18 protein-coding genes are annotated in these 20,497 nt (G+C 62.5%); all 18 read left to right on the forward strand.

Annotation, left to right across the window (positions count from 1 at the left end):
- The first annotated feature begins 10 nt into the window (after window positions 1-10).
- Window positions 11-1,156: a type IV secretion system protein VirB10 gene (gene virB10, locus P6U28_RS40165; protein ID WP_407123491.1), complete on the forward strand. Its 1,146-nt coding sequence runs from the start codon at window positions 11-13 to the stop codon at window positions 1,154-1,156.
- Window positions 1,153-2,184 (forward strand): P-type DNA transfer ATPase VirB11, encoded by a 1,032-nt coding sequence (virB11, locus tag P6U28_RS40170; protein ID WP_407123492.1) that lies wholly within the window; start codon window positions 1,153-1,155, stop codon window positions 2,182-2,184. The genes virB10 and virB11 overlap by 4 nt, the downstream gene beginning before the upstream one ends.
- Entirely contained in the window at window positions 2,150-4,096 is a 1,947-nt protein-coding gene (locus P6U28_RS40175) for a type IV secretory system conjugative DNA transfer family protein (protein WP_407123493.1), read from the forward strand. The genes virB11 and P6U28_RS40175 overlap by 35 nt, the downstream gene beginning before the upstream one ends.
- Window positions 4,080-5,237, forward strand: a complete 1,158-nt coding sequence (locus P6U28_RS40180; RefSeq protein ID WP_407123494.1) for an LPD7 domain-containing protein — start codon at window positions 4,080-4,082, stop codon at window positions 5,235-5,237. Before P6U28_RS40175 ends, P6U28_RS40180 begins: the two co-directional genes overlap by 17 nt.
- 270 nt (window positions 5,238-5,507) lie before the next feature.
- Window positions 5,508-5,900, forward strand: coding sequence for a putative quinol monooxygenase (locus tag P6U28_RS40185; RefSeq protein ID WP_407123224.1), 393 nt, complete (start codon window positions 5,508-5,510; stop codon window positions 5,898-5,900).
- A gap of 473 nt (window positions 5,901-6,373) precedes the next feature.
- A complete protein-coding gene (locus P6U28_RS40190) occupies window positions 6,374-7,558 on the forward strand; it encodes an ABC transporter substrate-binding protein (RefSeq protein ID WP_407123225.1) in 1,185 nt (394 codons plus the stop codon).
- Between the two features lie 20 nt (window positions 7,559-7,578).
- Window positions 7,579-8,451 carry a branched-chain amino acid ABC transporter permease gene (locus P6U28_RS40195; RefSeq protein ID WP_407123226.1) on the forward strand — a complete coding sequence of 291 codons (873 nt, stop codon included), beginning with the start codon at window positions 7,579-7,581 and terminating at the stop codon, window positions 8,449-8,451.
- Between the two features lie 42 nt (window positions 8,452-8,493).
- A complete protein-coding gene (locus tag P6U28_RS40200) occupies window positions 8,494-9,480 on the forward strand; it encodes a branched-chain amino acid ABC transporter permease (RefSeq protein WP_407123509.1) in 987 nt (328 codons plus the stop codon).
- Window positions 9,477-10,247 (forward strand): ABC transporter ATP-binding protein, encoded by a 771-nt coding sequence (locus P6U28_RS40205; RefSeq protein ID WP_407123227.1) that lies wholly within the window; start codon window positions 9,477-9,479, stop codon window positions 10,245-10,247. The genes P6U28_RS40200 and P6U28_RS40205 overlap by 4 nt, the downstream gene beginning before the upstream one ends.
- Window positions 10,240-10,980 (forward strand): ABC transporter ATP-binding protein, encoded by a 741-nt coding sequence (locus P6U28_RS40210; protein ID WP_407123228.1) that lies wholly within the window; start codon window positions 10,240-10,242, stop codon window positions 10,978-10,980. Before P6U28_RS40205 ends, P6U28_RS40210 begins: the two co-directional genes overlap by 8 nt.
- 29 nt (window positions 10,981-11,009) lie before the next feature.
- Window positions 11,010-12,218 (forward strand): aspartate transaminase, encoded by a 1,209-nt coding sequence (locus P6U28_RS40215; protein ID WP_407123229.1) that lies wholly within the window; start codon window positions 11,010-11,012, stop codon window positions 12,216-12,218.
- A gap of 78 nt (window positions 12,219-12,296) precedes the next feature.
- The gene (gene nac, locus P6U28_RS40220) at window positions 12,297-13,238 is read left to right on the forward strand and encodes a nitrogen assimilation transcriptional regulator NAC (protein ID WP_407123230.1); all 942 of its coding nucleotides are present in this window, start codon (window positions 12,297-12,299) and stop codon (window positions 13,236-13,238) included.
- Window positions 13,239-13,392: 154 nt separating this feature from the next.
- Entirely contained in the window at window positions 13,393-15,459 is a 2,067-nt protein-coding gene (locus P6U28_RS40225) for a hydantoinase/oxoprolinase family protein (RefSeq protein ID WP_407123231.1), read from the forward strand.
- Between the two features lie 13 nt (window positions 15,460-15,472).
- Entirely contained in the window at window positions 15,473-17,155 is a 1,683-nt protein-coding gene (locus tag P6U28_RS40230; RefSeq protein WP_407123232.1) for a hydantoinase B/oxoprolinase family protein, read from the forward strand.
- 7 nt (window positions 17,156-17,162) lie between these two features.
- Window positions 17,163-17,966, forward strand: coding sequence for an SDR family NAD(P)-dependent oxidoreductase (locus P6U28_RS40235; protein ID WP_407123233.1), 804 nt, complete (start codon window positions 17,163-17,165; stop codon window positions 17,964-17,966).
- Between the two features lie 15 nt (window positions 17,967-17,981).
- Window positions 17,982-18,683: an HpcH/HpaI aldolase family protein gene (locus P6U28_RS40240; protein ID WP_407123234.1), complete on the forward strand. Its 702-nt coding sequence runs from the start codon at window positions 17,982-17,984 to the stop codon at window positions 18,681-18,683.
- Window positions 18,684-18,708: 25 nt separating this feature from the next.
- Window positions 18,709-19,476 carry an SDR family oxidoreductase gene (locus tag P6U28_RS40245; RefSeq protein ID WP_407123510.1) on the forward strand — a complete coding sequence of 256 codons (768 nt, stop codon included), beginning with the start codon at window positions 18,709-18,711 and terminating at the stop codon, window positions 19,474-19,476.
- Window positions 19,477-19,542: 66 nt separating this feature from the next.
- Entirely contained in the window at window positions 19,543-20,487 is a 945-nt protein-coding gene (locus tag P6U28_RS40250) for a 2-hydroxyacid dehydrogenase (protein ID WP_407123235.1), read from the forward strand.
- Window positions 20,488-20,497 lie beyond the last annotated feature (10 nt).

Genomic DNA, 20,497 nt, shown 5'->3' on the forward strand with positions numbered 1-20,497 from the left:
CGGGTGCAACATGACCGAGCTTGAACATGAGACGCTTGCCGGCGAGCGCGGAATTACCCCAGTGGGAGGAGGGGACAGCGGTCGAACGGCGATGCTCAAGCGCGGCTTCGGCGCGCTCGCGCTCACAGCATTCGCCTTTCTGATCATCTGGGGAACCTGGAAAAGCGATAAACCGGTCACGGATTCGGCCCGAAAGCTCATGATCCGCCAGGCGGCGGCCTTCGAGCCCGCCTCAGAGCCACCCACCGCACCGGTCACCACGGCATCCATTCCGATCGCGCCCATCTCAGCCACGCCGACGGCCGCCGCGCCGGCTCCCGACCAGATGCTCGAAAGCGCGCGGCGCGCGCCGGTACTGGCCTATAATCGGCCGGTCGCGTCGGGACGACCGGCCCGCAACGTCCCGACCGGAGGTGTCCCCGTTGATCCCTATGATTTCGGGCGGGCCGAGCCACGCAACGAACTTGCCGACAAGCTCAAACCCACGCCGATCGAGGGCGTGCGGGCGGCGCGGCTGCCCAATCGCAATCTTCTGGTTACCCAGGGCACTTCAATCCCTTGCGTGCTCGAGACCGCAATGTCGTCGGATGTGGCCGGCTTCGTCTCCTGCGTCGTGCTGCGCGACGTGATGTCGGATTCCGGCAACGTGGTTCTCATGGAAAAGGGCACGCAAGTCGTTGGCGAATACCGCGGCAATGTCCGGCGCGGCTCCAAAAGGATGTTCGTGCTATGGGCTCGCGCCAAGACACCGACAGGTGTCATCGTGGCGCTGGCCTCGCCCGCCACGGATGCGCTCGGCCGCGCCGGGTTCGACGGCGACATCGACACGCACTTCTGGGAGCGCTTCGGCTCGGCGCTGTTGTTGTCAATCGTCGGCGATGCCTCTTCGATCGGGCGCCAGCAATTGCAAGACGGCTCGATCCAGATCAACAACACGGCTGGTGCGACCAACACCGCCGCCGGCATTGCCGTCGAGCAGTCCATCAACATCCCGCCGACGCTGAGCAAGAATCAAGGCGAGCTGGTCAATATCTTTGTCGCGCGCGACCTCGATTTCTCGTCGGTCTACCAGCTCAGACGGATCGAAAGCCGCACCCAGATTCTCGACCGCACCCTCCCCGGAGGCCTCGTCGCGCCCGCCGAGGTGACGAAATGAGCCAAGTCGCATCCATCGGGCAGGACGGTGGTCGCCTGGTACTGGCGCGCTACCTCGAGCCGTTGGCTCCATACCTGGCCGACGTCACCCTCACTGAAATCGTCGTCAACCGCCCCGGCGAGATCTTCGTGGAGGGGCCGAACGGTTGGGCCCGGCATGAAGTCGCAGCCCTCACGCACACCTATCTCTCGCACCTTGCGACCGCCGCCGCCAGTCACACTCGTCAGGATATCGGGCCGGAATACCCGGTCGTATCGACCAGCCTGATCGGCGAGGAGCGCTGCCAGATCGTCGTTCCGCCAGCCGTGCCGGCTGGCGCGATCAGCCTCACGATCCGCAAACCCTCGACACTGAGCATGAACCTGGACGCTCTTGAGCAGGTAAAGCTGTTCGATGAGGTCCGCTCCGCGAGCGACGAGCTAGACGCCGACGAGCATCGATTGCTCGCGCTGAAAGAGACCGGCCAATGGCGCGAGTTCCTTGAGCTTGCGGTGCGAACCCGCCGCAATATTCTGATCTCGGGAGCGACGGGCTCCGGCAAGACGACCCTGTCCAAGGCGCTGATCGCGGCGATCCCGGCGCAAGAGCGGCTGCTCACCATTGAAGACACCGCTGAGCTCGTCATCCCGCATGAGAATTGTGTCCGACTCCTCTATGCCAAGGACGGGCACGGCGTGGCCAAAATCGGCCCCCGCGAACTGCTCGAGTCGTCCCTGCGCATGCGGCCAGATCGCATCCTGCTGCAGGAGCTCCGCGACGGCACCGCCTTCTTTTATCTCAGGAACGTCAATTCGGGGCACCCGGGATCGATTACGACAGTTCACGCGGACAGCGCTCGCCTCGCCTTCGAACAGATGACGTTGCTGGTCAAGGAGAGTGCGGAGGGACGGGACCTCCACCGCGACGATATCCGTTCGCTTTTGCTGCATCTGGTCGACGTGGTGGTCCAGATGCAGAAGCGTAACGGCCGCTACCGCATCTCGGAAATCTACTATGACCCCGTTCGCAAGCGCGACCACGCCCGTTAAGGCGGCCCGGGGCACGGCGCTTGCGCTCTTGGCCGGTGCAGTCTTCCTGCTCGTCGCCTCGAATGTTCTGCTGCTTGGGCTAAGGCTTCACGATGGCGGCTTTCACTGGTCAGAGATCGCCACAGGTTGGCCGCGTTATGGCGCTGACCCGCGTTTCGACCGCTGGCTGACGCTGTCAACTCTAGCCGGCTTGATTGTAGTCTTTGGCCTACTCGGCACCATCCTCCGGCAACGGCCGCTTCCCCTTCACGGCAAGGCCCGATTCGCTTCCGAGCGGGAGATCAAGGCCGCAGGCCTGCGATCCAGGGACGGTCTGCTGCTCGGCCGCAAAGATGGAAAAATGCTCTGCTTCGGCGGATCGGAGCACGTCCTCCTCTACGCCCCAACTCGCGCCGGGAAGGGGGTCGGCTATGTCATTCCGAATTTGCTCAATTGGCCCGATTCAGTTGTTGCGCTGGATGTGAAGAAGGAGAACTGGGATCGCTCGGCCGGCTTTCGCGCAGAACACGGGCAGGAGGTCCATCTGTTCGACCCGCTCGACGAGAACGGTCGCACCGCACGTTACAATCCCCTGGGTTATGTGCGCAGCGACCCCGCCGACCTCTATGACGATCTGCAGCGCATTGCAGTGATGCTGTTTCCGGCCGAGAGCCGCGGCGATCCATTCTGGTTCGAGGCCGCACGTTCGTCCTTTGTGGCGATCGGCGGCTATGTCGCGGAAACGCCGGGCTTGCCACTGACGATCGGCGAGATCCTGCGCCAGTTGTCAGCGACGCAGGACCTCAAAGCTCACTTCGACAAGATCATCGCCGACCGCAAGATCGGTCCTTCCCCGCTGTCCCGGCACTGCATCACGGCGCTGAATGATTTCCTCGCCGCCTCCGAGAACACGTTGAACTCGGTCCGCAAGACTGTAACGGCTCGGCTCGGTCTCTGGCTCAATCCCCGGATCGATTCTGCTACGTCCAGCAACGATTTCGACCTGCGGCAGCTGAGGCAGCAGCCCATGTCGATCTACCTTGGGGTAACACCTGACAATCTCGACCGCATGGCGCCGCTCTTGAACCTGTTCTTCCAGCAGGTGGTTGATCTCAATACCCGGGAGCTGCCGGAACAAAACCCCAAACTCAACCGCAAGGTACTGCTGCTGCTCGACGAGTTTCCTGCGCTCGGCAATGTCAATGTGCTGGCAAAATCAGTCGCCTTCGTCGCTGGCTACGGCATCCGCCTTCTCACCGTCGTCCAGAGCCCGGCGCAGCTGCGCGCCATCTACGGGATCGACGCAGCCCGCAACTTCATGACCAACCACGCCATTGAGGTCGTGTTTGCCCCAAAGGAGCAGGACGTGGCGAATGAGCTCTCGGAGCGCATCGGCTACGAGACTGTCAACGCCCGCAGCCGCAGCGGACCAAAAGGGCTCGCGATGCGTGCGATCAGCGAGACGGTGTCCGAGCATCGTCGCGCCCTGATGCTGCCGCAAGAGCTCAAGCTTCTTCCGAAATCCAAGGCCTTCATTCTCGGCACCGGCATTCCGCCAATCATCGCCGATAAGATCATCTACTACGAGGACAAGTCTTTCCTGAAGCGATTGCTGCCGGCGCCTGTCCCCCAGATGCCCAAAGGGCGTTCAAATGCACTGCTCGACGCCGAAATCAAGGAACTGCGGTCAGAGATTGCCGAGCTGCGCGTGGTGTTGCGAGCGCGGCCCATGACAGACGAGGAGGTGGCCGATCCCTCCACGATTCCTGCCAGCGCAAGTTTCGATTTCGGTAACGTGGATGTCGACCTCGAAGGCCTCTCCGAAGACGAGCTGAAAGCCTGGACCCTGAACTACATCGACGCTCAGGTCATTCCGCAGACGCAGCGGACCGGCCGCAAGCAGAAGCGTGAGCAGCATGAACGACAGGCATAACGTGAGCGAGGAATTCAGCCTAGAGCGGCAACGTCGCGCGGGGCGTGCTTCCGCTCGAGAAATGGAGGAAGACGGGTCCGTAGCAACAACCCCCAACAAGCCTTCGTCCGCGGAGGTCACCGATAGTGCGTTTCCGGACCGTATCCGTCGGAAATATTACGTGGTGGCCAGTGAGTCCGAAAAGGATGGATCTGGCCGCGAAGCGCGGCTGTATGCCGATGAGCGAAAAGAGTATCTTGCGTTCAAGTCTACTGACGATCGCCTCGTCACTCGCATAGCTACCGCCGAGGTAATCCGGGACATGGTCAGCGTGGCACAGCATCGCCAGTGGGAGGCACTTCACGTCCGTGGTTCCGTCGAGTTCCGGCGCGAGGCGTGGCTCGAGGCTGGCGCGCGCGGAATAGAGGTGCAGGGCTATCAGGCAAACGAGCTTGATCGCCAGGCGCTCACTGACCGACGAGCCGCATGGGATCGAGCCCAGGCCCGGACCAACGGTTTAGAGGCTCGCTCGGCCTCCGACAGGTCACTGCAGGCGGATAGGCTCGACAACGACAAGGGCGTTTCCGGACGTCTGATGGAAGTCGGTTTCGGCCCGTATCGCAACCGGGCCGACGCGGAACCGTCCACCTATGTAGCCATCGAACTGGATGATGGCCGGCGACATCAGGTCTGGGGCGCCGGCGTTGTAAACGACGTCGCAGACAGTGGCGCCAGGCCTGGCGACCGCATCTCTCTGCGAAAGGATGGCGTCGAACCCGTCATCAGGGCGATCAAAGTCATAGACGCCGCCACAGGAATCGCAGGCACTGAACGGCGGAAGATGTGGCGCAACATGTGGAGTGTGACAGTGGAGGAACGCCGTGCGGACCGACCGGCGGCCGCGCATGATTCCGACCTGCTGGCGGCCCAATCCCAGATGGTCGTCATCAACAAACTTGTCGAACGCGCTCTGCCGAACGATGAGCATGCCCGCCAGAGCATTATGGCCTTCGCCAAGGAGCGGATCGCGCACCATGTCGAAAACGGTCGTTCGTTTGCACGCGCAAGTGTCCTAGACTCTGTTCAGGAGCGCCAACGAGCGACAACCGACAAAGACCAGGTGCATTACGAGGGGGCAAGAATGAAGGAGCGAGAGCGCTGATATCCGCCATCCTATGCTGGCGGCAGCCCCAGCCGACCCAGCGTCGTTACGCATCTCCTTGAAAGGCTGTAGGCGCTGCTGCGCGGGTCCCAATAACCTTACAAGGGCAGCACGGCCACGTACGCAACTGCGTCGCTGAGTCTCCGTCTCAAAGGAAGCAACTCACTCGTTACGACCGGATACGTTTCACTCCGTCGAGCAATATCTCAAGTGATCGCGGACAGACCGTGCTTGATTGAAGTTCAGAACAACGTCGTTGAGGAGGCGACGATGACCGCAAAGCACCTTTTTGCTCTTGGCGCATCGATGCACGCCGCGACCCTCACCGGTGGTGCCGTCGCCCAGGAGGCCGACGAACAGTACGTACAGATTGCGCAGATCGAGGTCGATCCCGTCCAATTGGACGCCTACAGGGCCGCGGTGCAGGAGCAGATCGATGCGGCAATTCGCAAAGAGCCCGGCATCCTGGTCCTGTACGCCGTGTCCGAAAGAGACAACCCCACGAAGGTCAAGGTCTTCGAGATCTATCGGAACAGGGCCGCCTACGAATCTCACCTCGCAACGGATCATTTCAAGACGTACAAGGCTACCGTCGAAAAGATGGTGAGATCGCTCAAGCTAATCCAGACGACGCCGATCATGCTGGGCGCGCAAACGAAATGAGACGAGCCGACCGGGTCCTGAACCCGATGACGTTGCCGGAGATCACGCGCTATCTCCGCCAGAACGCTCGCTCGCCCGGGCCACCTGACGGTAAAGCCGCAGAGATCAAAGCAGCTATTCATCCCGAGCGGTATGCTCAAACATCCGATTCCAGTATTTGGGAGCGGCGAGCCAGTAATTCGTGACAGCACGCCGACATCGCGTGCTGCGCGTGCAAACTGATTGTGGTGTGGTCGACTGCGCAGTGATGCCGACCCGTCGTCGCCAGGGCGAACAGGTCCGCGGCAGGCAAGTCGCGATGGCCTAGCCGGCCATAAGAATTCGCTATGGCGGCAGACCGCAGTCGTGCTTCCCCTGTCATCGAACGTAAATCTATTTTTACCGTCGACCGCAGCAAAAAATTCCCAGGGCAAGACCACTGAAGTGGCAGAGTTCGCGGACGCATCATTTTGTAGCAGCAACGGAGCGGGGAAATGACGATCGAGTTGAGCCGTCGGGGATTTTGTATCGGAACCGCTCTGATTGGGCTTCAGACCATGTCGTCCGGTGCCTTCGCCCGGGGCGAGGATGGCACCGTCAAGCTCGGCTTGGTCGCGCCAATGAGCGGTCCGAATGCCCGCTACGGCGCTTTCTCGCTGCGCGGCGCCGAGATGGCCGCGAAGGAGATCAACGCAGGTGGCGGCGTCGGCGGCCGCAAGATCAATGTCATGCCTGCGGATAGCCAGGGCACGCCGGTCGAAGGCGTTTCGGCGACCCGGCGCCTGATCGACCAGAGCCAGGTCGACTACATCATCGGCGACGTCTCGAGCTCGGTGACGCTCGCAATGCAGCCAGTAGCCGAGGACGCCGGCGTGCTGCTGCTCAATGCCGCCTCCTCGAACCCGAAGATTACTTACAAGGCGGGCGTCGGCGGCTTCAAATGGACCTACCGCAACTATCCCACCGATGAGAACCGCGCCCTGATCGTGCTGCAATACGCTGCCGAGAAGAAAGGCTTCACCAAATACGCCGTGCTCTCCGTCGATACCGACTATGGGCGCGCGGCCATCGAGTTCACCAAGAAGTACCTGCCTCGCTTCAAGAGCCAGATCCTGACGGAAGACTATTATAAGGAAGGCGAGGTCGATTTCCGCAGCGTGCTCTCCAAGATCCGCGATTCCGGTGCTCAGGCGATCATCATGTACGGCAACGCGGATAGCACGCCCATTGTCGGGCGCCAGATGATCGAAGTCGGCATCGCCGGCAAGATTCCGCTGATCGGCAATGCCGAATTCAATACGGCGAGCTCGATCAAGGCAGCGCCGAAGGCGCTCGAAGGAGCCATCGAGGCGGCGGCCTGGCTTCCGGCGTATGATTCTCCGAAGAGCAAGGCCTTCGTCGAGAAGTTCGTTGCCGAGTACGGCGAGGCGCCGAACAATCACGCCTATGTGCATTGGGAGACGGTTCATCTGCTCGCAAAGGCGATCGAGCAGGCTCAGAGCATCGATCGCGAGAAGGTTCGCGCCGCGCTCTCCGCCATCCACTACGAAAGCGCAGTTGGCGAGGTGACCTTCGACGATCACAATCAGGCCCGCTTGCCGATGATCCTGCTGGAGATTGAGCACGGCAAGCCCGCGATCAAGGGAGCCTACTCGGCCGAGATCGACTATCCGAAGTAAGACGGCGCAACGGAACGCACATGTTCTACACGATCATCGAGCAAGTCGTTAACGGCATCGTGTCCGGATCGGTCTATGCGATCGTTGCCGTCGGCATGACGATGATCTTCGGCGTGCTGCGCGCCATCAACTTCGCCCATGGCGAATACTATATGCTGGGGACCTTCGGGGCCTGGTTCGCGATCGACTATTTCGATCTGCCCTATCCGGTGGCGATCGTGATCGGCGTGGTGGCGACGGCGATGATCGCCGTTGTGGTCGGCAATTTCGTGATGCAACGCATCGTGGGGGCGCCAGCCGAGGCTGGCGTGCTCGCAACTCTCGGTGTCGCGTTGATCCTGCAGAACACGGTTATCCTGGTGTTCGGTGGCAGCTACAAGTTCTTCTCCGGCGGCTACATCGAGCCGGTGAGTATATTCGGCTTCACGCTGGCCGAGCAGCGCATCCTGATCATCATCGTCGGCCTGATCGTGTTCGTTGGCCTCGAATTGATGGTCACCTACAGCAGGATGGGCAAGGCTATGCGCGCGGTGTCGCAGAACATCGAGTGCTGCGCGGTGGTCGGCATCGATGTCCGCCATATTGCTCTGTGGACCTTCATCCTCGGCGCCGGCCTTGCGGGGCTGTCCGGCGTGCTGACGGCGCCGGTCAATGTAAGTGTCTATGGCGGCATGGGAGAGCTCATCACCTTCAAAACGCTTCCGATCATCATCATGGGCGGGCTCGGCAATGTCCGCGGCACGTTCGTCGCGGCGATGATCCTCGGTATCGCCGAGAGCCTTGTTGCCACCTACGTCGGCCTGCAATTTCGCGACACCGTGGGCTTTGCGACCCTCATGCTGGTGCTGATGTGGCGACCGCACGGGCTGTTCTCCGCGCAGGCGCGCTTCTGATCGCATGGATGTGACATGACCGAGATCGTCCGGGACCAGACCATGACGCAAGCCGGAAGCCCGGTTGCGACGACGGGACGCGATCTTCGCATTCCCTTCGGCCTCGCGCTGATTGGGCTGGCCTGTATCGCACCGCTGTTCCTCGGCAATTATCCGCTGCATGCGATCATCATCGCGTTGATCTTCCTGCTGCCGGCGCATGGTCTCAACCTGCTGCTTGGCTATACCGGGCTGTTGTCGCTGGCGCAGGCAGCGTTCTTCGGCATCGGCGCCTACACGTCGGCGCTGCTGGCGGTGCATTTCGGCACGCCGTTCTATCTGAATTTCCTCGCTGCGGGCCTCGTGACCGGCGCCATCGCGCTGCCGCTTGGCATCCCGGCGCTGCGGTTGCGCTCGACGTCGTTCGTGATGTGCACGCTCGGTTTCGTCATCATCGGCCAGGCGATCGCCAAGAACTGGATCAGCCTGACGCGCGGCGACATGGGCCTGGCGGCAATTCCCAAGCCTCACTTCGCGCTCGGGCCGGCCTCATTCACGGTATCAGGGACCGTCGGTTTCTATTATTTGGTGCTTGCCATCGCGGCGCTGGCGACTCTCGCCGTCTATCTGATCGTGCGATCGCCTGCCGGTCGCAACATGATCGCCATTCGCGAGAACGAGACGCTGGCCGAATCCGTCGGAATCCCGACCTGGCACTACAAGCTCGTCGTCTTCATGATCAGCGCCGCCTTCGCCGGGCTCGGCGGCAGTCTCTATGCGCATTATTTGACCGTCGTCAGCCCATTGACCTTCCAGATGTACTACTCGACGACAATGCTGATCATCGTGCTTGGCGGCGGGGCGGGGACCATCTCGGGGGTGATCTTCGGCAGCCTACTATTCGTCGGCCTCACCGAAGCGCTGCGCGTTGCGCCGGAACTGCGCATGATCGCGTACGGCTTCTTCCTGCTCGCGCTCGTGTTCTGGTTCCCGAACGGGTTCGCCCCGTTGATCGGTCGCTTCTGGTCATTTCTCGAGAGGCGCAAATGAACGGGCTGCCGATCCTCGACATCTCCGGGCTCTGCAAATCCTACGGGGCCGTGCGCGCGGTCGACGGCGTCGATCTGCATGTCAATCGCGGCGAGATCTGCGGGCTGATCGGCCCCAACGGTTCCGGCAAGTCGACCTTCTTCGACTGCGTGACTGGACTTGCGCGGCCAAGCGCAGGTGCGGTGAAGCTCGACGGTCAGGACATCACCGGCTGGTCGCTGAACGATATCGCGCGCGAAGGACGCATGCTGCGCTCGTTCCAGAAGACGGTGGTATTCTCGGCGCTCGATATCGAGGAGAACCTCGTCATCGCCGGTCAGATGTTCACCTTCCCCGGAATCTGGTCGACCTTCGGCATCGGCGCCGCGGCGCGCAACCGCGTCGCGGCGTTGCGGGAGCGGGCGCGTGAGCTGATCAAGATCGCTGGCCTTTGGGACGTGCGCTTCCAGCCCGCGGGCAAGCTCTCGGGCGGGCAGCAGAAGCTGATCCAGTTCGCCTCGATGCTGATGCCCGAGCCAAAACTCATCCTGCTCGACGAGCCCATGGCCGGCATCAATCCAAAACTGATCGAGCGCGTGGTCGAGAGCATTCGTCTTGCTAACACCTCGTTCGGCGTCAGCTTCCTGATCATCGAGCACAATATCGACGTTGTCACGAGCCTGTGCAGGCGCGTGGTCGTGCTCGACCAGGGCCGCAAGCTCGCCGAGGGAACACCGGACGAGATCGTGCAAAACCAGGCAGTGCGGGAGGCCTATCTCGGTGGCTGAACCCTCTCTCTCGATCAAGGGACTGCGCGCGGGCTACGGCTCGCTCGATATTCTCAACGGCGTCGATCTCGACGTTCCGCAAGGGCAGTTCGTTGCGCTGATGGGTCCGAACGGCGCCGGGAAGTCGACCCTGCTCAAGACCCTGTATGGCATGACCACCGTCAAGGGCGGCAGCATCAACTGGCGGGGCAAGGACATTGGCACGCTGAAGTCGCGCGCGATCCTGGCCGAAGGCATCTCATGGGTACCGCAGGGCCGCTGCAATTTTCCGGTCATGACGGTCGACGAAAATCTGCAGATGGCGGCCTACACGCTGCGCGATGCCAGAGTGAAGGCGGAGCGCGACTATGTCTACGATCTCTTTCCGATCCTGAAGACCCGCCGCAACACGCTCGCGGGCAATATGTCCGGCGGCGAGCAGCAATTGCTCGAGGTCGCGATGGCCGTGCTGCAGCGACCAAAAATCCTGCTGGTCGACGAGCCCTCGGTCGGGCTGTCGCCGACCGCGATCGGTATCGTGTTCGACGAACTCGCACGCATCAACGCGGCCGGCCAGACCATCCTGCTGGTCGAGCAGAACACCAAGAAGGCCATGCAGGTCGCGCAGCGCGCCGTCATCCTGCGGCTCGGCAAGGTGATCTGGGATGGCCGGCCCGCCGACATAACGCACGAAGAACTCGGCGAGCTGTTCCTCACCGGGCGCATGCGCGGCGAAACCAACGTCGAGCACTGACACACTTTGCAACTCAAAGGACGACCACAGTGACGATCTTCGTGCCGGCCGCGCGCGTCTCGCGCATCAAGATATCCCCGACCACCGCAGCGTCTGCGCGCGTGCGCGAACTTAAGGCCGCCGGCCGCGACATCGTCGACATGGCGATCGGCGAGCCCGATTTCGACACTCCCGACGACGTCAAGGCGGCGGCACATGCGGCGATCGACCGTGGAGAAACGAAATACACCGCCGTCAACGGCACCATCGCGCTGCGCAAAGGTATCATTGCCGACTACAAGCGGCGCCTTGGGCTGGAGTATGCCGACAACGAGATCTGCGTTGGCGGCGGCGCCAAGCAGATCCTGTTCCTCGCGCTGATGGCAAGCGTGGAGGAGGGGGCGGAGGTGATCATTCCCGCACCCTATTGGGTCTCCTATCCCGACATGGTCATCGCCAATGACGGCAAGCCGGTCGTCATCCGCTGCTCGGAAAACCAGGGATTCAAGCTGACGGCTGATGCGCTGGAAGCTGCGATCACACCGAAGACGCGCTGGCTGATCCTCAACGCGCCATCGAACCCGACCGGCGCGGCCTATTCCCGCAGCGACCTCGAAGCGCTCGGCGCCGTTTTGCTGCGCCACCCCAACGTCCTCGTGCTCTCCGACGACATATACGATCAGATCTGGTATCGCGACGAGCCGGCAACGACGCTCGCCGCTGCAGTACCGGCCCTGAAGGATCGCGTCCTGCTCACCAACGGCGTGTCCAAAACCTACGCCATGACCGGATGGCGGATCGGCTATGCCGCAGGTCCCGCGCCGCTGGTCTCGGCGATCAACAAGCTGCAATCGCAGATGTCGTCCTGTCCGTCATCCATTAGCCAGGCAGCTGCGGCCCATGCGCTGACCGGCGACCAGTCCTTCGTACGCGACAGCGTCAAGCTCTACAAGGAGCGCCGCGACTATGCCTGTGCGCGGCTCAATGCGATTCCTGGCCTGTCATGCCTGGTGCCTGATGGCGCCTTCTATCTCTATCCCGGCTGCGCCGGCGTGATCGGCAAGACCACGCCCGAGGGCAAGGTTATCGAGAACGATCTTGACTTCGTGCTCTATCTGCTGGACGGCGTCGGCGTCGCCGCCGTGCAGGGGGCGGCCTATGGGCTCTCGCCCTATTTCCGCCTGTCGATCGCGACCTCTATGGAGGCGATCAAGGACGCCTGCGACCGTATCGAACAGGCCTGCCGGGCGCTGCGCTGAGAAACCGATTGAAATCAATGGGCTAGATAAGGGATACTGCCGGTCAGGAGCGTGGTTCCAGAGCAGCATTCCATCCTCATGAGCGTCGATTTCAGGAAGCTGAAGAGCTTCGTCAAGGTGGTCGATGCCGGCAGCGTTTCGCGCGCTGCCGGCCTCTTGCGCACCGCGCAACCGGCGCTGTCGCAGCAGATCGCGGCACTGGAGAGCCATTTCAAGCACAAGCTGCTGCTCCGCAGCAATCACGGCATCGTGCCGACCGAAGCCGGCCTGATCCTCTACCGTCATGCGCAATTGTTGCTGAAGCAGATCGAGCAGGCCCAGATCGATATCGACCAATCGACCAAGGCGCTGGCGGGACGGGTGTCGATTGGCTTGGCGACTTATTCGGCGTCGAGCACGCTGTCCCTGCCGATCTTGAAGGAGATGTCGGCGCTGCATCCGCAGATCATCGTCCATATCAATGACAGCTTTGGTCATGTCTTGAGCGAGCTGATCATGACCGGCAAGATGGACATGGCCATGATCTACGGCTCCGGTCCAATCAAGGGCGTCAAGTTGCAGCCGCTGTTTCGCGAGGAGCTGTATCTGGTTTCGCGCGCCGAGACGACGGCGAAGACGCCGACTGACGAGCCGTTGCCGCTATCGGCGTTGGCCGACGTCAAACTGCTGCTCCCGAGCCAAGGCCATTTCCTGCGCCGCCTGATCGACGAGTCCCTGGCGAGGGCGCGGGTGACGCCGAATGTCGCCTCGGAGATCGAATCGGTCTCCGCGCTTGGTGCGGCCGTGACCGAAGGGCTGGGCTCGACCATCCTGCCGGCCTCGGTCGCCGCCGCCAGCGCATCGAGCTTTGCCGGTGTCGAGGTGCGACGGCTGGTGCGTCCCGCGATCGAGGCGACCGTCTCGCTGTGCGTCTCCGACCATCTTCCGCTGTCGGAGCCAGCGCTTGCCACGCGATCGGTGCTTCTGACCGTGGTCGAGAAGCTGATGCGCAGCCATCCGCAGGGCATTAAGGCGGCCTAAGCAATACCGCTGAACGTCGAAGCCTGCGCTTTGCCGGTGCCCGGGCACTGGTTTCGCTAGGCCATAAACAAAACCTATGGCGGCAGACGTGAGTTGTGGTGGTCGTGTGCGACCGCTTTTCCTACGCTCGAAGACAATCGCTTCGAGGAAACAAATGGCCAAGCTCGCATTCGACACCGGAGGAACTTTCACCGATTTCGCGCTGCTCGACGACAACTGCGAATTGCATCTTCACAAGGTGCTGAGCACGCCGGCGAATCCTGCCGAGGCAGTGGTTCGCGGCGTCTCCGAACTGCTCGCGGAATTCGGCAGCGTCGTCGATCTCGATCATCTGCAGGTGCTCGGCGCAACCACCGTCGTCACCAATGCGGTGCTGGAGCGCAAGGGCGTCAAGACCGGCTTCATCTCGACCGCCGGCTTCCAGGACATGCTGCGCATTCGAAACGAGGGACGTTACGATCTCTATGATCTGAATCTCAAGTACCCCGATCCACTGGTGACGCGCGCGAACAGCTTTGGTGCGGTCGAGCGGATGTCGGCCAACGGCGAAGTGATCACGGCGCTGGAGGAGGACACGGTCCGCGAGATCGCCGGACGCTTGCGCCACGAAGGCATCAAGTCCGTCGCCGTTTGCCTGCTGCACGCTTACAAATATCCTGATCATGAGCAGCGCATCGCGGCGTTGCTGCGCGAAGAAGATCCCGATATCTTCGTGTCGCTGTCATCAGAGGTTTGCCCGGAGGTCCGCGAGTTCGACCGCGCCTCGACGACCGTCGTCAACGCGTATACGAGGCCGCAGATGTCCGGCCACGTCGCCCATCTCGAGCGTGAGTTCGCCGCAACGGGCATCAATCGCCAAGTGCTCTGGATGACCTCGTCGGGCGGTCTCGTGCCGAGCAGCCGCGCTGCGGAGCTGCCGGTGCGCCTGATTGAATCGGGCCCGGCTGCCGGCGCCGTTGCTGCTGCTGAATTCGGCCGCATCGCCGGGGAGGGCAGTGTGCTGTCCTTCGACATGGGCGGCACCACCGCTAAATTGTGCCTGATCCCGAACGGCGAGCCGACCGTCGGCACCGACCTCGAGGTCGCGCACTATCATCGCTTCCGCAAGGGCTCGGGCTTTCCGCTCAAAATCCAGTCGATCCGGATGATCGAGATCGGCGCCGGCGGCGGCTCGATCGCGGCCAAGAATCCACTCGGCCTGCTAGACGTCGGGCCGCGCTCGGCGGGCGCGATGCCTGGGCCGGCCGCCTATCAGCGCGGCGGCACCGAGCCGACCGTGACGGATGCAGACATCCTGCTCGGCTATATGGGCACCGAATCTTTCGTCGGCGGTTCGTTCAAGGTTTCGAAGGACGCGGCGTTGACGGCGATGACGAAGCTTGCGGCGTCGCTCGACGTCAGCGTTCCCCGCTGCGCCTTCGGCATCCACGATCTCGTCAATGAATCCATGAGCAAGGCGGCCGCCGTGCATGCGACCGACCTCGGCGTCGATCCGCGCAGCCTGCCGATGGTCGCGTTCGGCGGTGCCGGCCCCGTGCATGCCTATGGCATCGCGCGCAAGCTCGGCATCAAGCGCATCATCTGCCCGACAGGCGCCGGCGTCACGTCGGCGATCGGCCTCTTGATTGCGCCGGTCGCGGTCGATCTGTCGGCGAGCTTCCCGATGCAGGTGGACAATTGGGACTTTGAGACAATGGATCGCCTGCTTGGCGATCTCTCCGCGCAAGGTGCAGAAGTCGTCCGCGCCGCCGGGGTCGCGCCGGAGACGATCGTGAACAGCTACACGGTCGACATGCGCCATGTCGGTCAGGGCCACGAGATAACGGTCGCGCTGCCCAATCGCAGCCTGCCGCGCGAGAAATTCTTCGAACAGCTGCTCAGCAATTTCTACAAGCTCTATCGCGAGCTGTTCGGCCGCACCGTCGCGGGCTCGTCCGTCGAGGTGATCACCTGGCGCCTGCGCTCCAGCGGTGAGAAGGATCGGGTGACCCGTCCGCACACTCGCCATGCTGCCGAGGCGAAGAAGGGCACGCGCTCGGTCTATTTCAGCGAGCGCGGCGGCTTCGTCGAAACGCCGGTTTACGATCACTACAAGCTGCCGGTTGGCGAAGCCATCCAAGGGCCTGCCATCGTCGAGCAACGAGAGTCGACCGCCGTCGTCGGGCCGAGCGGCACGGCGCACGTCGACATCAACGGCAACCTCGTGATCAATATCGCCTAGGGAGGACGCCACCATGTCCGTGAACGCTGCCGATTTCAACGATCCCATCAATCTGCAGGTGATGTGGAATCGACTGATCTTCATCGCCGACCAGGCCGACATCGTGCTCGGCCGCACCGCGTTCTCGCCGATCGTGCGCGAGAACCACGACTATGTGACGGTGCTGCTCGACAGCCGCGGCCGCGCGCTCGCGCAATGCACTTGGTCGATCCCGGTGTTCATCACCTCGCTGCCGGTCGCCGCGCAGAAATACTTCTTGCCGAAGTTTCCGGCCGAGACGTTGCAAGAGGGCGACGTGCTCGCCACCAACGATCCCGAGATCGGCACCGGCCATCTGCCTGACGTCACCATGATCACGCCGATCTTCAAGAAAGGCAAGGTCGTGGCCTATGCGGGCTCGATCGCCCATCTTCCTGACATCGGCGGCGCGCCCTTACACTCCGAGGCCAGCGACATCTTCGAGGAGGGCATTCGCTTCCCAATCGTGAAGCTGCACAAGGCCGGCGTTCCCAACCAGGACGTCCTCGAGATCATTGCCGCCTCCGTCCGCCTGCCGACCGAGGTGATGGGCGACCTCGAATCCATGATCGCGGCCAACAACGTGATGGGCCGCGAGCTGGTCAAGTTCCTCGACGAGTATGATCTCGACGGGATCGACGAACTCGCGGACGCGATCCACACCCGCTCCGAAGCGCAGACCCGCCGCGCGATCCGGCAATGGCCGAACGGCACCTACAGCGCCGAGGTGCTGCTCGACGGCTACGATACCGACGTCACGCTCAGGGCGGCCGTGATCGTCCGCGACGATTCCATTCACGTCGACTACACCGGGACATCCGAGCAGATTCTTCACTCGATCAACTGCCGCACCAATTATCGCTATGCTCACTCGGTCTATGCGTTGAAATGCCTGCTCGACCCCGACACGCCGAACAACGAGGGCTGCATCACGCCGATCACGGACGAGGCGCCGCTCGGGTGTATCCTCAATCCGGAGGAATGGACGGCAGGCAATTCGCGCAACCTCATCGGGCATGTGATCCCATCCCTGATCTTCAAAGCGCTCGAAGGCGTGGTGCCCGGCAAGGTGATGGGCGACAGCGGCGGCGCGCCGATTTGGGCCGCCAATTGCGTCGGACGGCGTGACGATGGTTCGCAATATGGTTCGGTGCAGAATTTCCATGGCGGGCAGGGCGCCCGCGCTGAATTCGACGGACTTGACACGCTGAGCTTCCCGTCGAATTGCAAGGTCACGGCGATCGAGATGTTCGAGATTGCGGTGCCCGCGCTCACGGAGTGCAAGGAGCTGATCGCGGATTCCGGCGGCGCCGGCAAGAGCCGCGGCGGTCTCGGCCAGCGCGTCGTGCTGCGCAATCTCGGACGCAATCCCATGAACATCTACCTGGCGTCGGAGCGCGTGCGCCATCCCTGCTTCGGTGTGGTCGGCGGCAAGTCGGGCAGCGCCGGCAAGGTTTACCGGAATGGCGAACCGCAGTTTCCCAAGGGCAAGGTCGTCCTCAAGACCGGCGATCGCTTGGAGGTTGAGACGCCGGGCGGTGGCGGTTGGGGCAAGACGTCGGAGCGCAGTGCGGAATTGATCGAGCTCGACCTTGCGGAAGGGTTGATTACGACGGCTGCCGCGAGGCAGATTTACGGCTATCAGCCCTCAACCGTGGCGGCGACCGCCGCCGAATAGGACAATCATGGGTCTGCTCGATGGGAAGATCGCCCTCGTGACGGGTGCGGGAACAGGGATCGGGCGCGAGACCGCGATCCTGCTTGCGCGGGAAGGCGCGGCGGTGGTCGTGACGGGGCGCCGTATCGCGCCGCTCCGTGAAGTTGTGTCCGTGATCGAGAAGGCGGGTGGCAAAGCCGTCGCTCGCGCGCTCGACGTCGCGTCGCGGGATGCGATCCTCGAGACTGTCGCCTGGGTGAAAGGCCATGTCGGGTCGGTCGACATCCTCGTTAATAACGCCGGCAGCGCGAGCAAGGTGCTGAACGCGCGTTTCATCAGCGAGGCGGAGTGGAACGCCACGGTCAACGTCAATCTCACGGCTGTGTTCAACCTGACGCAGGCTGTGCTGGATGACATGATCGCCAAGAAGGATGGCACGATCATCACGGTCTCCTCGCTGGCCGTCGTCAATCCGAACCTGCTCGGCGGAGCGGCCTACGGTGCAGCCAAGGCCGGTGTGAAGAACTTCATGACGTTCCTGCACAACACGTTTCGTAACCAGGGGATCCGAGCAACGACGATCCTTCCAGGCGAGACCGACACCCCCATCATGGACAACCGTGCGCGGCCGCCGCTCGAGGGCGAGCGGGCGCTGATGCTCAATCCGCACGACGTCGCCCGCGCGGTGCTGCTCTGCGCCAGCCTGCAGAAGGGCGCTGTGGTCCCCGAGTTGCACATCTGTCCGACTTTCATGCGCGATACGTCCGCGGACATCGAGACGGCCCGTTGGGTCGGTGCACCAGCGGGCCTTGCCGACAAGCCGAAAAGCTAGCGAAGAGGATCTCCCATGAACGGAGCCAAGTTGCGCGAGCGCCTTGCCAAAGGCGAGGCGCTCACCATGTTCACGCCGCATCACTCGTCGTCGGGCCTGGCAGTCCGCCTGGTCGAGCTCGGTGCGGATGCCATCTTCGTCGATTGCGAGCACGGCACCTGGAGCTTCGAGGATGTCCGGGTCACCGCCCAGGCCATCCGCGGTGCCGGCGGCGCCGCGATCGTTCGCCCGCATTCTCATGAGCGGCCGGTCCTGATCCGTTATCTCAATGCCGGTGCCGACGGCCTGATGGTGCCGATGGTCGACACCGCCGAGCAGGCGCGCGCGATCGTCGATGCGGTGCGCTACGCATGCCCGGCCGATCACGAGAAGCGGTTGGTCATAGCCATGATCGAGACGCCCAAGGCGATCGAGGGCATCGACGAACTGGTCGCAGTGAACGGAATCGATGTGTTCTTCATCGGGCCCGGCGACCTCTCGCAGAACATGGGCTATCCGCCCGCGCCGCCGTTCGGTCAGCCGCGGCCGCAAGCGGTGATGGAGCGGGTTGCTTACGCCGTGAAGAAGATCTGCGCGGCCGGCAAGGTTGCCGGAACGCTCGTAACGTCGGATGAACTGCCTGCGCTGCTGGAGCAGGGGGTGCGGTATTTTTACATTCACTCCGACCCGTTCCTGCGTGTCGGCCTGGCTGGCGTCAAGAAGCTGCTTGCGCGCTGAGGCACACGCAGCGAGAGAGGGTCCCGTGGCATTCGAATTATTCAATCTCGCCGGCCGGCGCGCGCTGGTGACGGGATCGTCCCAAGGCATCGGGCTCGCTATCGCCCAAGGGCTGGCCGAGCACGGCGCCTCCGTGGTGCTGAATGGCCGCGACCGCAATAAACTGGATGCGGCCGCGGCAAGCGTCAGGGCCGGCGGCCATGACGTGGCAGTGACGAGCTTCGATGTGACCCGGTCCGACGCCGTTCGCGGCGGAATCTCACGTATTGAAGAGGCGATCGGGCCGATTGACATTCTCGTCAACAATGCCGGCATGCAATTCCGTACTCCGTTGGAGGAATTTCCGGCCGAGAAGTGGGAGGAGTTGCTCAAGACCAACGTTTCAAGCGCCTTCTACGTTGGCCAGGCAGTAGCACGCCATATGATTCCGCGCGGTAAAGGCAAGATCATCAACATCGCGTCGGTCCAGAGTGAATTGGCGCGGCCCGGGATCGCGCCGTACACCGCAACCAAGGGAGCAATCAAGAACCTGACCCGAGGCATGTGTGCCGATTGGGCCAGATATGGTCTCCAGATCAATGCGATCGCGCCCGGCTATTTCAAGACTCCCCTGAACCAGGCTTTGGTGGACAATCCCGAGTTCTCGGCATGGCTCGAAAAGCGCACGCCGGCGTCGCGCTGGGGCAACGTCGACGAGCTGATCGGCGCCGCCGTATTTCTGTCCGGCGAGGCGTCGTCCTTCGTCAACGGCCATACGCTCTATGTCGATGGCGGCATCACGACCTGTCTGTGATCAAGCGTCCCGTCGCCTCTTAATCAATTTTGCGGCCCTACACCGGGCTCGAAAGGAGTCCATACCATGTCGACGAAGCCCGCAGTGCTGATGATCGGAGCCTATCCTGCCTGGGATATGGAAGATCTCGACGCGCGCTACGTCGTGCACAAACTGTGGGAAGCGACGGATCGCGACCGCTTGATCGAAGAGCATCGCGATGGCATTCGGGCGATCGCCACGCGTGGAGAACTCGGCGCGTCCGCTGACCTCATGAAACGGTTGCCGGCACTCGAGATTATCTCATGCTATGGCGTGGGGACCGACGCTATAGATCTGGTCCACGCCAGGGTAAATGGAATCCGGGTGACCAACACGCCGGACGTGTTGACCGCCGATGTTGCCGACATGGCCATCGGCCTGTTGCTGGCGGTTGCGCGGAAGATTCCGCAGGCCGACCGGTTCGTGCGCGAGGGACGTTGGACCAAGGGCAATATGCCGCTGGTCACTCGGGTCACCGGCAAGAGCGCGGGCGTGGTCGGAATGGGCCGGGTCGGTGCGGCTGTCGCGAAGCGACTCGCCGCGTTCGATTGCGAGGTTGCCTATTTCGATCTCGCCAGACGGGCTGATCTTCCCTACACCTTCGTCCCCGATCTGGTGGAATTGGCCCGCCGCGCGGAGTTCCTGATCGTGACGCTGGCTGGTGGCGAGAGCACGAAAGGCATCGTCAATGCGCGCGTACTCGATGCGCTCGGGCCTGACGGTATTCTCGTCAATGTCTCCCGAGGATCGACCGTGGACGAAACGGCTCTGATCCGAGCGCTAGAAGCCAAGGCGATCAAGGGAGCAGGCCTTGACGTGTTCTGGAATGAGCCAAATATCGATGAACGGCTTTTACCCCTAGAAAATGTCGTCGTTCAACCGCATCACGCCTCAGGCACGACAGAAACACGACGCGCCATGGGCAAGCTGGTTCGCGACAACCTAGCGGCACATTTCTCGGGCTCGGCGCTGATCACACCCGTGGCCTGAGGAGAAAGCG

The organism is Bradyrhizobium sp. STM 3561 (assembly GCF_045571455.1).
In the GTDB taxonomy this organism is placed as follows: Bacteria; Pseudomonadota; Alphaproteobacteria; order Rhizobiales; family Xanthobacteraceae; genus Bradyrhizobium; species Bradyrhizobium vignae.